This is a genomic window from Pedobacter sp. Leaf170 (assembly GCF_920984665.1).
In the GTDB taxonomy this organism is placed as follows: Bacteria; Bacteroidota; Bacteroidia; order Sphingobacteriales; family Sphingobacteriaceae; genus Pedobacter.
Window position 1 is genome coordinate 215,717 of sequence record NZ_CAKLBP010000003.1, and the last position, 14,393, is coordinate 230,109.

Sequence of the window (14,393 nt, forward strand, 5' to 3'; positions counted from 1 at the left end):
TTACTATGCATTATCTTCTTAAAGAGTTTGCCCCGCCCATCATAAATACTTTACGCTGGTATAGCTTTAAATACGGATGGAAAGGCAATTATAGCTCATTTGATGAGGCGCAGAAGAAATGTAAAGGTTATGATGAAAATCATATTCTAAACAGAATAATTGAAACAACTCAAAAGGTTAGAGATAATGAAGCTGTTTATGAAAGAGATGGTTTAATTTATGATGAAATTTCTGTTAATCACCATCTTTTAAGCACACTTTTGCTAATTGCATCAAGAAATAACAACAAACTTACTTTGATTGATTTTGGCGGTTCCCTTGGAACATCCTATTATCAAAATATAAACTATTTAAATCATTTAACAGAACTAAATTGGTGTATTATAGAGCAAGAAAATTATGTTAAAATTGGGAAAGAGCAATTCGAAAACGAGCATGTAAAATTCTATTATACACTGGAAGAATGTCTTGCATCAAATTCTAATCCTGATCTATTATTACTATCAAGTTCATTACAGTACATCAAAAATCCATATAATCTTTTACAACATATTCAATCATTTAATGTACCATATTTGATGTTAGATTTGGTTGGCTACAATCCTGATGAAGTGGATAGAATAACAATTCAGAATGTACCTCCGGTTTTTTATGGCATTGAAGCTTCATACCCTTGTACATTTTTTAGTAAGCATAAGTTAGAAGCGCAATTAAATACAAATTATAGTAAGGAATTTGAATTTATTTCTGAGCCTCAAAAATATTATATCAATCTTAAACCTTTCAGATATGAAGGTTCATTATGGAAATTAAAATCATCCTAAATCATTCCAAATAAATCCAAATCATCCTAAAACATCCAATAATTAATGATAGATTCTTTTGCCCAAAAGTTTAAAAAGCTAAAAACCAATCTTAATATTAAGCGCACATTAGGACTTGTTTGGTCAGTAGCACCAAAATCGACAGTAATATCTATTTCTATGGTTATTGTTGAGAGTGCTTTATTTTTCTGCTCCCTTTACTTTTTAAAAATTTTAATTGATAAGCTTGCTAAAGTAGATGTTCAAAATGGTAAAGATATTTTCATTTATGTTTTATTAGCCGCCATTTCTGCTGTTCTTTATGCTGTTTCCAAGTCAATTTCAGCATATACCACAGAAATTCAAGCAGCTAAAGTATCAGAATTTATCGATGATAAAATTCATGAAAGTGCAATCAAATTAGATCTATCATTTTATGAAAGTCCGGCGTATTTTGATATTCTTAAAAGAGCTAAAGAAGCCGGCCCAGAACGCCCAAATGCTGTAGTAACCAATTTAATAGAAACCCTAAAAAATTTAATGATGCTTTTGGCATTAGGTTCTGTGATATTATCTATCGATTGGTTTCTATTCCCCTTACTTGTTCTTTTTGTGCTCCCTACAATGTTAGTTCGAATCAAATTTGCAGAAAAATTACATAGTTGGAGAATGAAGCAAACATCTTTGGAGCGGAAATCTGTTTATTTGAGTGGCTTAATAACCTCAGATACTTCGGCCAAAGATGTTCGAAGCTTACGTATTGGAGATTACCTTAGAAAACTATATTTAAACATTCGATTAATGCTGTTATCAGAAAAACTGACAATAAGCAAAAAGAGTATGTTAAATGAAATTGTAACCACGATTTTAGCCACAACAGGTTTTTTTGCATGTGTAGGTTATATTGCTAACGGAGTTATAACAGGCAAAACAAGTGTCGGTGATATTACATTATTTCTAGTAGTTTTTCCTCAATCTTTTAATCACTTGCAAGCTTTAGCAGCCTGTATATCAAAACTATATCAAAATAATATATTTGTTACCAGCATCTTTGATTTATTTGATTTAAAGCCCGTTATAACTGATAAGGCTAATACAATAGCTATTCCAAAAGAGGCAACAAATATTTTGGTTAACAATGTTTCTTTTACCTACCCTCATGGAAAAAAGCCAGTTTTAAAGAATATTAACATCAATATTCCAAGTGGCAAAATAATTGCTATTGTTGGCCTGAATGGTGCAGGAAAAACAACTCTTATAAAACTTTTATCACGACTTTATGACCCAACTCAAGGTTCAATCGATATAAATAATATCAATATCAAAAACTTTAGCTTAAATGATTATCACAAAGAGGTAAGCGTTGTTTACCAGGATTTTGGAAGGTATAATTTTTCTGCCGAGGATAACATTAAGTTTGGGAACATAGATGCAGAACATGATAAAATTAAAATTATTGAAGCTGCAAAAAACTCCGGAGCAGATTTATACATAAATAATTTTCCTGATGGTTATCAAACTATGATGGGAAGATTATTTGATGATGGACATGAAGTGAGTATTGGCCAATGGCAGAAATTAGCAATTGCCCGTGCTTTGTACAGCCCTGCTCGCCTTTTAATATTAGACGAGGCAACAAGTGCTTTAGATGCTTTTTCAGAACGAGAATTTTTCCAGTCTTTACGAACTAGAATAGGTGACCGGGCAGCTTTAATAATTAGCCACAGGGTTTCTGCAGTAGAACATGCAGATTACATATATGTTATTTCTGAAGGCGAGATAAAACAAGAAGGTTCTCACAATAAATTGATAAATGAAGAAGGAGATTATGCCCTATTGTTTAAAAAAGATATTGATACTAAAAATCAAAAGAAAAACTAACTAACGAGAAATGAAAAAAGAAGACCTTTGGCAGATATACGATAATGGTTATGCTAGCGATTACAATGAAAGATACTTACTAAATCCTTTCTCGAAAGTTAGTTCGGATACGGAGGTTAATGTTTTTAAAAAACTTATTAATAAACAAACCGCTTGGCTAGATTTAGGTTGTGGAACTGGTTATTTTTTAAGTTTATTTCCACAAATAAAAAGAGCTGGATTAGATATTTCACCGAAAATGCTTGAGATTGCTAAGGTCGCAAATCCTGATGCTGAATTTTTTAAAGAAGGTGATTTTAGAGTTGATGTACCAGAATGGCATAATAAATGGTCGTTAATAAGTTGTATGTGGGGCGCTTATTGCTACGTAAATTGTGTTAAGGAAGTAGAAAGTGTTGTAAGCAATATAATATCATGGAATAGTGAAGGTGGAAATGTATTTTTACCAATTGTTGATTTGGAGGATGTTAGGCCAAATGTTACGATTCCTTATGAAATGCAAATCGATGTATTTGGCGGAAAATTAGATTTAACTAGTGTAACATGGTCATGGTTAGAGGCTGGTACAGGAATATTTCACGAACATTTAGTATCGCCGCATATCGAACATTTTATCAAGTTGTTTCAACCATATTATGATGAGATAGAAATCATAAGGTATCCTCCTTATATGCAAGGTTGGGTATCAAGAAAAGCGATACTTGCAAAATCAAAAAGAAAGATTGCAGATTTTACAAATCTTGGAAAAGTTGTATGGCAAGAAATACCAGAACCTGCAGTAGTAGACCCAAATATGCAATTTGTGAGTCCGTTAGCCGGAATTACAAACAAAAATTTGCTTAAAGAATTCTTGTATAGAATAAAATCAGGAATTTTTCTTCGAGGATTAAAAAACAGAATTAAATATAAATACTAATCAACCTAATAAGAGTGGTTAACAGCAACAATAGAATTAAAAAATTAGTAATTATCACGGCCTGTCTTGATGATTGGGGAGGAAGTGAAGAGCTCTGGGCAAAAAGTATTCCTCATTTTAAATCTAATGGAGTTGATAATGTTATTCTTTATAAAAACCGTGTTAACAAACAGCATCCACAATTTAAAAATCTCATTAAAGAAGGTTTACAAATTAGGGAGTTTGATGGGAAATTAAAAAGGCTCAAATCAATAACTGCGAAGGTAGGTCATGTAATTGGTAGAATTGCTGATAAATTGGGTATTGCGGAATTTAGCTGGAATAAATCTGCGAAGAATATATCTAATTTTTTAGCAAAAGACAGTCCCGATTTTGCCATTATTTCTCAAGGTATAAATTTTGATGGTTTGAGCTTTGCCTACGAATGTTTAAAGCAAAACATACCATATATTATTGTTGCGCACAAGGCAGTTGAGTTTTATTGGCCTAGCCAAGGTGACAGAAATTATATGAAGCAAACATTGCTAAAGGCAAAAAAATGTTTATTCGTTTCAAAACATAATTTAAAAATAACCGAAGAGCAATTTGGGGTTAGATTACCCAATAGCGAAATTATTTTAAATCCGGTAAAAACAGAAGTTAACCCGCTACCTTATCCAACAAATAATGAAATTATAAAGTTAGCCTGCGTTGGTAGGCTTTTTGTAATTGATAAGGGTCAGGATATTTTATTGAGGATTTTAAACTCGCCTAAATGGCGGGAAAGGAATTTATCCATAACGTTTTTAGGAAAAGGTCCGGATGAACAGGGGCTTAAAGACATGGCCGAATTATTCGGTTTACGCAATATTTATTTTAAGGGTTATACAGATGACATTCGGGAAATTTGGAAGGAACATCATGCCTTGATTTTACCTTCCCGAAGTGAGGGGCTTCCATTAACCATCATCGAAGCGATGTCTTTCGGCAGACCAACAATAGCATCAAATGCTGGTGGAAATGCTGAAATTATTCAAGATGGTATAACTGGATTTATTGGAGAGGGTGATGAATATTCATTTGATTTAGCAATGGAAAAGGCATGGCAACGATCATCTGAATGGGAAGATATTGGTAGAAAAGCTGCAGAATATATTAAACAGGTTTTGCCTCCAAACCCAGAAAAGATTTTTGCAGACCTAGTGTTAAAGAGTTTGAAAACGGATTAATGAAACTGCTAAAATTTACCAGATACAACGAATGGTGGGAATATAAATTAATTCCAATATTAAGTGTAGGCTACAGTACAACATTATTCTATAATTTGGAAGTTGAAGAGACAATACTATTTATTCTGAAAGTTTTACTGGCTGTAATTTTTGGGGCAGTTTATGTTAGTATAATTAATGATTTGGCTGATATAAAAGAAGATCAAATTGCTGGCAAAAAAAACAGAATGGCAACCATGTCAAAATTAGGTAGAACCCTTGTAGTTTTATTGAGTTTGATAATTGGTATATTCTTCGGTTACAATATCTGGCCAGATACGCTTTCATTGATATTCTTCACGCTATCCTATGTGGTATTTTCGGCCTATTCTCTTCCTCCATTTAGATTTAAAAAATCTGGTTTTATCGGTGTTTTATGTGATGCAAGCGGCGCTCACCTATTTCCATCTTTATTAATGAGTGCTCACATCCCCTTTGCAATTGGACATAAACAAAATATATTTTGGATGATTTCTATTGCTTTATGGGCATTATTTTATGGCATTAGAGGAATTTTGGTGCATCAATTTCATGATAGAGAAAACGACCTGATTAGTAAAACAACAACCTATGCAACCTCGGTAAATCCGCTCAACTTCCGTAAAACAGAATATTTTATTTTAGGAATTGAGATGATTGGTACAATTTTAATATTATATAATATTTTAAATCTATACATAGCGCTAGCAGTTTTTGCGTATATATTGTTAACCCTTGGCAGATATTCTATATTAAAATACCAAACTGGTTTAATAATTATCCCTACAAATAAGCCGTCTCAATTATTATTAAATGATTTGTATTTAGTTTTTATGCCACTTGCCGTATTATTAAGTTTATCTCTACATAACAAATTCGGTTGGTTAATGTTAATCTTACATATCATATTGTTTCCGAAAAATATTTGGATAGTTATTAAAGACTTTAAACTAATAACAAAACAGATTATTAATAATAAACTTAAAGCATAGAAGCACACATATTATACTTACTTTTGAATACCTTGAAAAGCATACCAAAATGAACATCCCTACTCTTGTTACCATCATAATACCTACTTACAACAGAGAATCCAAAATTGGTGACGCTATCGAAAGTGCTATAAATCAAACCTATCCAAATAAACAAATTATTGTAATAGATGATGGTTCTAAAGACAATACTGCAGAATTAGTCAAAAATAAATACCCAACGGTAGAATACTTTTACAAAGAGAATGGTGGCCAGGCTTCTGCCAGAAATTTGGGCTTAAGTAAATCGAATGGCGAAATGATTGCGTCCCTTGATTCTGATGATATTTGGTATCCTGAATTCCTTCAAAAGTGTATAGATAAGCTAACTACAGATAACTTAGATTTCGTTTTTGCTAATTGGGACCAGGATAAAAAGGTTGGAGATAGCTGGGATTTTTTAGTTAACGACCCTTATTTAAAAAAATATAAAGATAACAGAAAAGGTGATTGGGTAAATTTAGACTATGCAGATCTGAGAGAACTTTACATTCAAGCTTGTCCTTCTCCATCATCATCTGTTGTATTAAGAAAATCTTCAATAGTTTCTGGCTGGGCAGAAAATATAAATATTGGAGATGATTGGTATTTATATTTAGAGATGATTTTAAATAAACAGCCAAAGGCTGCATATTCTTTAGAAAGGTTATGGCGAAAACGTATTGATGATATTAATATTTTTGATGGCAGACATTGGCATGAGGTTTTAGAACATCTATACATTGCCGACTTAAGTTTAAAGATGGATAAATTCAATCATCTTTTAACAAAAAAAGAACTGTTGATAATGCAAAAAAGGTATATGGAAAGTTTGGTAGAGCTATCTAAACATCATCTCTTGCGAAATCACAACATCTCGAATTCAATAAAACTCCTAAAAAAATCTTTTAGTGTAAGCGTTCCCTACACATTAAAAACGATTCCAAAAATTTATATTGAGGCAATTGAGCGAGAAATTAATCGTAAAATGAAAAAAGATAAAGCTCAAAAAAAGATTTTATAAAATTTCAACTTTAATCTAAGAAGGTCTTTATATTATAAAAGGAGGCTAATCTTAAGGCATTTTGTCAAGTTTATCTAAAATTTCAGCATCTACCGCAATATCAAACTTTCTTGCGAAAATCATCTCTGAATTAGTTATTGCATTTAAATCGCCTATACTTAGTATTCTTGGATGAGCACTATCTTCCGGCCATTCAATATATCGCAAATTATCATTTGTTGTATTCTTGCCGTGTTCAGAATTCATGATTATACTAGCAATTACAAACTCATCAGAGCCCCAGCTATATTTAAAAAATTTTTTGAGCTCTTTATTGTTATGTAATTTCGATGTTAAATATACTGCACAATCGTAACTAATCGTCCACCAAGACGATTTACTCCCTCCGTGAAACTCCATGCCATCAGGAAACTTACGCTTTTTACTAACCAGATTAAGTATGTTTTGCAGAAAATATTTGCCTTTAAATTTGGCATCTGTAAAATGAAACTTTTCGTATCTGTCTAAAGCTTCACTAAACCAAACCGAATCTTTTTCTTCTATGTGTAGGAAATTTTTGCCCAATCTTTTTGAAAAATACTCATAAATATATTCAGAAGAATGAATCGGATAATCTTGTCCACTTATTAGGTTAACAAAATCATAGTTTTGATTGTAATCTACAACCTCCTTTAAAGATTGAATTATTGCATTGGTAAAACTCCAGCCACCCCAGTTGCAGGTAATTCTGGATTTTATAAACTTAACTCTTGGTATCTTTAGTAAGAATTCATATTCTAATATATCCACCTTATTATCTACGTGTATATAAATATCAAAAAATGGATGGTTCAAGCGTTCTACTAGTCGCAAAACTTGCCGTGGATTCTTATGAACCATTAAAATATGTGCAATACGCATTTAGGGACAATTTAAAATTGGCGTCTATTCTATCTTAAATAAATAAACGCTAATATCCAGTGTTTCCACTGACTTAATAATTTTTCCGGTTTTTGATAATTGACTTCGAAGATTTTCTGCTGGAACGCTTTTATTGTTATAATACCATTTCGGTATATTAATGGGATCGCCAACGTTTGAAAGATATCGATTATTAAATATAACCCATACTCTTTTTTTCTTCTTAAATTTATTAAAATCCTGGGTTAAATTTACATTATAATCAGCAAGATTTTTAGAAATTCCCCGAAAATCCCTCCCCTTTATTGCGTAAAATTTATATTTATTCAGTTTTTCAAATACGTTGTATCCTGAAAGTTCATTCCAATATACATAAACAGCATCACCATCCTTATATTCAGAATTTACCATATTAAATATTTCCTTTTGATATGATTTTTTATGAACGTAAAAGGTACTCTCATCTTCAACTGATTTAAATGATTGTATGCAAGGGGAAATTAATAATAGTACAACCAATGTTATCTTTAAAAGTTTAGTTTTTTTACCAGAATTAATGTTATCAATGCAAATACCCACAAAAATTATAAATATTGGCGCTATAAATAACCAGAAGCGTTCTGTTAATGGATAATATTCTAAACCAGAGGCTAAAAATACCAGTAGCAAAGGCGTAATTAATAAAAAAAAATATTCTTTAGATGATTTAAAACAACAATAAATTCCACCTAAGATTAGTGTAAGTGGTATCCATGGCATTTTAACGATAATATTTAATAAATGTCCATCGCCACCATCGCTTGCAAAATTCCATAATAACCCAAGCGGATAGTCAAGCATGCGATAAAAACTTGTAAAAAACCATTTTAATTCAGATAATGATTTTGGTGGCAGAGGCATGAAATTATCGTAAAACCTAAACCATGTAACAACCCACTCCGCATCAGGAGTTTTATTTATAAATAAAAAAAATAAAGTAATGAAGCTAATTAACCAGGTAAAAAAGGGAATAAAGCTTTTAAATAAAAGCCGCCATTGTTTAGTTATCATGTAATAAAGCGATAAACCAATACCAATTCCACCTAAAATAAATACTGATGAGTAAGAAAACCATAATAAAATGGCCCCGGAAAAACTTAATATGATAGAATCAGATATATTTTCTAAATTTTTAAATCGTAGAATAACATAAAAAGCCAAAATTGAGCATAGTAATTCTGTTGAGTATTGTTTTATTTCTACTGAATGGTAAATAAATGCTGGAGATAGACATATAATGGCAATGGAAATAAACAGTCCCCATTTTTTAAGGAAAAATTTTGCAACCGGAATAAATACAAAAATTGATAGAATACCTGTTAATAGAGGTAAAATCCTCAAGCTATACTGACTGTTTCCTAGCAACTTTAAAAAAAATTTAACAACTAAAAGAAATCCAATAGGTGCTTTCTGCTGATAATCTAAAGGTTTACCAATAAGTTGCTTATAATCAAACCGCAATAAGCTAGAAACGAGGTAATCTTCATCTAACCATAGTGATCTATCAGCTATATAATGAAAAAGTCTTAAGGAAGTGCCTAGAAAAACGACCAAAACAATTAGCCAATCGACTAATTTATAGTTATTTAATTCTTTTTTTAAGAGCAACATGAGAATAAGCCATCGGGAATTCTGCAATATCGGAATTTTTAATAATTTTACACTAATTAATCTCCCCCTAGGTGAAAAATGTATCCCTTAATAATTTGGAATTAGTAATTTTTGATGTTGATGGCACTTTATATAACCAAAGCCAACTCAGAAAAAAAATGCTTTTTGCTTTAGTTTCATATTTTTTGCTTCACCCATGGAAGATTAATGAGCTTCAAATACTCTATCATTTTAGAAAAGAACGAGAAAAGAAGCAGGGCTTAAGCGCACCAGAGCTAGCCGAGCAGCAATATCTGTGGTGTAAGGAAAAGGTTAATAAACCGATTGATCACATTAAAAGAGTTGTAGATAAATGGATATTTAACTTTCCCAATCGTTTTTTAAAAGAGTGTAGCTATCCTGGTATTAATTTATTTTTCGAAACCTTAGCTCAAAAAAACATTCAAATTGCAATTTATTCTGATTACGATTCATTGAACAAACTTAAAGCAATGGACTTGAAAGCAGATTTATTAGTAAGCTCAACTGACTCAAATATCAATGCCATGAAACCAAATTCTGCTGGTTTAAATTTTATCAAATCGAAATTTAATATAAATGACACTAGCAGGTGCTTGTTTTTTGGGGATAGAAAAGAATTGGATGGAAAATGCGCCGAAAATGCGAATGTGCCATTCTTTCTTGTTGAAAAAGAAGCTGCATCTACCTCATTATATAAGCACCTTGCTAAGAAATTGCTCAATCCCTAAACATGATCGATAAAATTACCATCCCCGGAAACTCCACATCTGATATTAATTTCGAGGAAACCGAACTTCGTCCAGCAGGCTTAAAAGAATATATAGCAATAGCCAGACCAGACAATTGGGTGAAGAACCTATTTATGATACCCGGAATGCTTTTTGCCCTATCTATATTTAACACCACTTTAAATGGCTCTATTTTTTTAAAGATTTTTTTCGGTTTAACGAGTATTTGTCTTATTGCATCGGCAAATTATGTAATTAATGAATATTTAGATGCTAGCTTTGATAAGTACCATCCACTAAAAAATAAGCGATCGTCTGTAGTTACAATTGTTAAACCTTCCATTGTATACACCGAATATGCATTATTAGCATTAATAGGCATTACCATTTCTTTTTTCGTTTCTATCAAATTTATGTCAGTCGCGATATTCCTCTTAATAATGGGGATTATTTATAACGTTAAACCATTTAGAAGCAAGGATAGAGTATTTCTGGACGTATTGACCGAATCGGTAAACAATCCTATTCGCTTTGCTGCCGGATGGTTCATTTTTAGTCCGGCATTAGGCATTCCAAGCAGTAAATGGGATTTAGATTGGATCAACACATTTCCGCCTGCAAGTATAATTATTGCCTATTGGATGGGCGGTGCATTTTTAATGGCCACAAAAAGATTTGCAGAATACCGCTTAATTGGCGATCCTAAAGTTGCTAGTTTGTATAGAAAATCATTTAAATTCTACAGTGAAAACAGTTTGCTGGTTTCAATGTTTTTCTATGCTATAACCTGTGCGTTTTTTATGGGGATTTTCCTGATAAAAGATAGGATTGAATTATTAATAAGTTTTCCATTTTTTGCATTACTTTTTGCATGGTACCTTAAAATTGGTTTACTCGATGATTCGCCGGTGCAAGGTTCGGAGAAATTGTACACAAGAAAATGGTTTATGTTGTACCTGGTATTATTTACCATTTTATTGTGTGTATTAATGTTTATCGATATACCTTGGCTACACTGGCTTTTAAGTAACGCAAATAATTATAAATACAGTAGATAGATTAGATGAAATACGATAAATATGATTTGATTATAGTTGGAACAGGATTCGCCTCATCATTTTTTCTGCAAAAATATCTATCCAAAAATGATTCAACAAAAAAAATTCTCGTGTTGGAACGAGGTTATTTATATAGTCATGCAGAGAAGTTAAAAGTTAGGCGAGGCGAAACTTTACCCAATTCAAAATACGAACCAAAATGGGATGACCTGGTAGAAAACTTTAATCCTAAAAAAGATTGGCATTTCACAACTGGTTTTGGTGGGAGTTCTAACTGTTGGTGGGGCTGCACACCGCGTTTTATGCCTTCTGATTTTAAAATGAAATCGCTATATGGTGTTGCTCAGGATTGGCCAATTTCTTATAATGATATAGAATCATATTATGAGGAGGCTGAGCAGATTATGCAAATTTCAGGACCTGATGAAACCCCATTTCCAAAAAATGGTAAGTATCCACTGCCAGCGCATAAATTTAGTAAGGTTGATGATATATTGCATAAAAAATACGGTAATCAATACATAAGCCAACCCACAGCAAGAGCGAGCATGGCAACAAAATATCGTAATGCGTGTATGGCATCAAGTACTTGTGGCACATGCCCGGTAGATGCTAAATTTAGTATAGAAAATTCTGGTATGACTATCTATCAGGATTCAAGGGTGGAAATAGTTTACGGCGCTGAGGTTTATAAATTAGAAATCGTTAATAACGTAGCAAGAAATGTATGTTATGTTAAATCAAATAAAGAATATAAAATAGAGGGAGAGGTTATAGCCTTAGGTGCAAATCCATTTTTTAACTCAAATATTTTACTTAATTCGGGTGACAAAAACCCCTTAACAGGTAAGGGTTTTGGCGAACAACTAGGTGTACAGGTTTTAATTTATTTAGATGATTTAAGTAACGCTGGCGGTAGTACTTGGGTTAATGCAAATGGATACATGCTTTACGATGGACCGCATAGAAAAGACCACGCTGCATGCTTAATTGAAGTTAATAATGCTCCATTTTTAAGATTTGAAGATAAGAAGTGGTTGAATATCGCGAGTTTCAGACTTATTTTTGAGGATATTCCTGCTGATAATAATTACATTACCACATCTGATAACAAATTAAAACCGCAGGTTCATTTTAAAGGTAGATCTGAATACGTTGAAAAGGCATTAGCAAATGCAAAAGAAAAATTACCAGACTTATTATCATGCTTACCAGTTGAAAAATTCAAATATTTAGATCCTTTTCCAAATGAGGGTCATATAATTGGTGGAACCAGAATGTCAAAAGATGCCGAATCTGGTGTAGTTGATAAACATTTAGTTCATCATAAATATAGAAACGTTTTTGTATTGGGTGCTGGTGCATTTACAACATACAGCGCATCCAATCCAAGTTTAACATTATCTGCCCTTTCTCTACACGCTGCTGATAAAATGTTTTGATATGCAAAGAAGAAAATTTTTATTGATAACAGGTGTCGCTGTTGGTATGGTAGCTATACCTCCTTCTTTATATTTTGTATCACCAAATATTAAAAAATATGCTGAAAAGCTTATTGAAAAAGAGTTGGGATATATGAAACTGGATAAAAAAGGAATAAACAATTATATTAATGATTACTTTGGAAGTTCTGCAAATAATGTTGTTGCAAATTTAAAGTGGAAAGCGCTATACTTCGGTAGATATAATTCGTTTGATTCTAATAATATTAATGATCTTTTAAAATATTATTTACTTTCAACAGATTTCTTTTTAAATAGAATGGACACTACCAAACCTGTAAAATATATAGGATTGTTTGACCCTTACAAAAGTCCTGTAGCAAATCCATACTCCTATTTATTTTTGCAGAATAGCTAATTTAGCCTTTAAACAATTTCCTGATAGATTTGCTTATAGATATCTTTCTGAAAAGGCCTTCTCAAAAAGAGCTTTAAAATCTGCTTAAATGCATAAAAATAATTATTTTGGACTTTAGCAATTTTTATCTGTTCTAGTGATAAATCATTTTCGATACGTATCAAAAGTTTTTTACTATTCTCGGTAAAATTTATAAAATATTGTGCGAGCTCAGATTTATCACGAAATAATTTAGTTAAAAATATATCCATCATTACTTTTTGCCTCTTGCCCCAATAATGGCAAACAATATTTTCAGCCGAACGGATTTCTGTAACTTTTTGCAGAACTAAAGAGAATGCCAACTGTTCACTAACAAACCATCTGGAGTTTTCGTGAAATTGGATGGTCAAATCTGTAACATCATCCATCAAATTTGCAAAATCTTTATTCAAGGCCAAAACGCCCGTATTCCAGCTAAAATAAGTACCATCAAAAATAACTTCTTCACCCCCAACAATAAATTTTTTGCATGATATAAAATTCATAAAAGATTGAGGGAAATGACCCTGTCCAAAAGAAGAAAATTGCTCTACCGCATCACATAATTGATATTCTTTTTTATGCAAAAAAGATTTTCTACTATCAAAATTATTAAAAATATGAGCAGGATTTTGGATAAAGAAAGTATCGGTGTCAATAAAACATAGATCATCATTTGGATATTTCTGAAAAGTCATTTCAATAACTCCAACCTTTTTTAAATGTATATAGTCTGTATTTCTTTGTAGTTCTATAGAAAGTTCGGGAGTTAACAATATATATTCTACAGCGGGATTATCAATATACTCAACAAAGAAAGATGGTGAATCTGTATAAACGATAATTCTTATATTCTCAGAGTCAAAATTCCATGCAAAAAAGCTATGAATACAAAATAGGGCTCTTTTATATTCGGTTTCGCCGCCGTAAGACAACAGCACCAGGTTTTTATTCATGAATTCAATTATATATAGAGGGATAAATTTTCAATAAAATAATAAAAACTATTTCAGATTATATCAATTTTTCGGTAAAAAAATGATAATCTGCCAAACACCTACACTTTCGTGCCAAGGAAAACGAGAAATAGTAACTATGTAATTGGTTGCTATTTATGCAAAAGATGAAATCTTTAATAAGATTATAAAAACTTAATGATTATTACATGATTAATCACATAAAATAACATATATTGCAATATACTAAGCAAACCACTAAAAACATACCAATATTAGCTTTCGTGTATTATTTTTAATACGTAGACATTTAAGATACAACTACAAAACATAAAAATA

The 14,393-nt window shown here is 31.7% G+C and carries 13 protein-coding genes; 10 read left to right on the forward strand and 3 right to left on the reverse strand.

Features of this window, described 5'->3' with window-relative positions; all coding sequences use genetic code 11:
* The first annotated feature begins 5 nt into the window (after positions 1 to 5).
* Genes LUA90_RS09645 through LUA90_RS09670 form a run of 6 tightly spaced genes read left to right on the forward strand, consistent with a single transcriptional unit; the run spans position 6 to position 6,860 of the window.
* On the forward strand, positions 6 to 824 hold the full coding sequence (locus LUA90_RS09645) for a methyltransferase, TIGR04325 family (RefSeq protein WP_231459364.1): 819 nt from the start codon (positions 6 to 8) through the stop codon (positions 822 to 824).
* Between the two features lie 45 nt (positions 825 to 869).
* Complete coding sequence (locus LUA90_RS09650; RefSeq protein WP_231459363.1) at positions 870 to 2,684, forward strand: ABC transporter ATP-binding protein; 1,815 nt, start codon at positions 870 to 872, stop codon at positions 2,682 to 2,684.
* A gap of 10 nt (positions 2,685 to 2,694) precedes the next feature.
* Positions 2,695 to 3,600, forward strand: a complete 906-nt coding sequence (locus tag LUA90_RS09655; RefSeq protein ID WP_231490796.1) for a class I SAM-dependent methyltransferase — start codon at positions 2,695 to 2,697, stop codon at positions 3,598 to 3,600.
* Between the two features lie 14 nt (positions 3,601 to 3,614).
* Positions 3,615 to 4,808 carry a glycosyltransferase gene (locus LUA90_RS09660; RefSeq protein ID WP_231490797.1) on the forward strand — a complete coding sequence of 398 codons (1,194 nt, stop codon included), beginning with the start codon at positions 3,615 to 3,617 and terminating at the stop codon, positions 4,806 to 4,808.
* Positions 4,808 to 5,818 carry a UbiA family prenyltransferase gene (locus LUA90_RS09665; RefSeq protein ID WP_231459360.1) on the forward strand — a complete coding sequence of 337 codons (1,011 nt, stop codon included), beginning with the start codon at positions 4,808 to 4,810 and terminating at the stop codon, positions 5,816 to 5,818. The genes LUA90_RS09660 and LUA90_RS09665 overlap by 1 nt, the downstream gene beginning before the upstream one ends.
* A 49-nt stretch (positions 5,819 to 5,867) precedes the next feature.
* Entirely contained in the window at positions 5,868 to 6,860 is a 993-nt protein-coding gene (locus LUA90_RS09670) for a glycosyltransferase family 2 protein (protein ID WP_231490798.1), read from the forward strand.
* Between the two features lie 51 nt (positions 6,861 to 6,911).
* Here the strand turns inward: LUA90_RS09670 and LUA90_RS09675 are convergent, their stop codons facing one another.
* Positions 6,912 to 7,760: a beta-1,6-N-acetylglucosaminyltransferase gene (locus LUA90_RS09675; protein ID WP_231490799.1), complete on the reverse strand. Its 849-nt coding sequence runs from the start codon at positions 7,758 to 7,760 to the stop codon at positions 6,912 to 6,914.
* Between the two features lie 24 nt (positions 7,761 to 7,784).
* Positions 7,785 to 9,410, reverse strand: coding sequence for a glycosyltransferase family 39 protein (locus LUA90_RS09680; protein ID WP_231490800.1), 1,626 nt, complete (start codon positions 9,408 to 9,410; stop codon positions 7,785 to 7,787).
* Positions 9,411 to 9,505: 95 nt separating this feature from the next.
* Here LUA90_RS09680 and LUA90_RS09685 point away from each other — a divergent pair, with 95 nt between their 5' ends.
* The 4 genes from LUA90_RS09685 to LUA90_RS09700 are packed head-to-tail and all read left to right on the forward strand — an operon-like array spanning position 9,506 to position 13,077.
* Positions 9,506 to 10,159, forward strand: a complete 654-nt coding sequence (locus LUA90_RS09685) for an HAD family hydrolase (RefSeq protein WP_231459356.1) — start codon at positions 9,506 to 9,508, stop codon at positions 10,157 to 10,159.
* 2 nt (positions 10,160 to 10,161) lie between these two features.
* Positions 10,162 to 11,217 carry a UbiA prenyltransferase family protein gene (locus LUA90_RS09690; RefSeq protein ID WP_231490801.1) on the forward strand — a complete coding sequence of 352 codons (1,056 nt, stop codon included), beginning with the start codon at positions 10,162 to 10,164 and terminating at the stop codon, positions 11,215 to 11,217.
* A 5-nt stretch (positions 11,218 to 11,222) separates the two neighbouring features.
* Positions 11,223 to 12,659, forward strand: a complete 1,437-nt coding sequence (locus tag LUA90_RS09695; RefSeq protein ID WP_231490802.1) for a GMC oxidoreductase — start codon at positions 11,223 to 11,225, stop codon at positions 12,657 to 12,659.
* A 1-nt stretch (position 12,660) separates the two neighbouring features.
* On the forward strand, positions 12,661 to 13,077 hold the full coding sequence (locus LUA90_RS09700; protein ID WP_231490803.1) for a hypothetical protein: 417 nt from the start codon (positions 12,661 to 12,663) through the stop codon (positions 13,075 to 13,077).
* A gap of 8 nt (positions 13,078 to 13,085) precedes the next feature.
* Here the strand turns inward: LUA90_RS09700 and LUA90_RS09705 are convergent, their stop codons facing one another.
* Complete coding sequence (locus tag LUA90_RS09705) at positions 13,086 to 14,054, reverse strand: hypothetical protein (protein WP_231490804.1); 969 nt, start codon at positions 14,052 to 14,054, stop codon at positions 13,086 to 13,088.
* Positions 14,055 to 14,393: the final 339 nt, after the last annotated feature.

Excerpts from the sequence above, each read along its gene's own strand:
- LUA90_RS09655 (WP_231490796.1), top strand. The coding sequence starts at position 2,695 with ATGAAAAAAGAAGACCTTTGGCAGATATACGATAATGGTTATGCTAGC.
- LUA90_RS09690 (WP_231490801.1), top strand. The coding sequence starts at position 10,162 with ATGATCGATAAAATTACCATCCCCGGAAACTCCACATCTGATATTAAT.
- LUA90_RS09695 (WP_231490802.1), top strand. The coding sequence starts at position 11,223 with ATGAAATACGATAAATATGATTTGATTATAGTTGGAACAGGATTCGCC.
- LUA90_RS09700 (WP_231490803.1), top strand. The coding sequence starts at position 12,661 with ATGCAAAGAAGAAAATTTTTATTGATAACAGGTGTCGCTGTTGGTATG.
- LUA90_RS09665 (WP_231459360.1), top strand. The coding sequence starts at position 4,808 with ATGAAACTGCTAAAATTTACCAGATACAACGAATGGTGGGAATATAAA.
- LUA90_RS09680 (WP_231490800.1), bottom strand. The coding sequence starts at position 9,410 with ATGTTGCTCTTAAAAAAAGAATTAAATAACTATAAATTAGTCGATTGG.
- LUA90_RS09645 (WP_231459364.1), top strand. The coding sequence starts at position 6 with ATGCATTATCTTCTTAAAGAGTTTGCCCCGCCCATCATAAATACTTTA.
- LUA90_RS09670 (WP_231490798.1), top strand. The coding sequence starts at position 5,868 with ATGAACATCCCTACTCTTGTTACCATCATAATACCTACTTACAACAGA.
- LUA90_RS09650 (WP_231459363.1), top strand. The coding sequence starts at position 870 with ATGATAGATTCTTTTGCCCAAAAGTTTAAAAAGCTAAAAACCAATCTT.
- LUA90_RS09705 (WP_231490804.1), bottom strand. The coding sequence starts at position 14,054 with ATGAATAAAAACCTGGTGCTGTTGTCTTACGGCGGCGAAACCGAATAT.
- LUA90_RS09675 (WP_231490799.1), bottom strand. The coding sequence starts at position 7,760 with ATGCGTATTGCACATATTTTAATGGTTCATAAGAATCCACGGCAAGTT.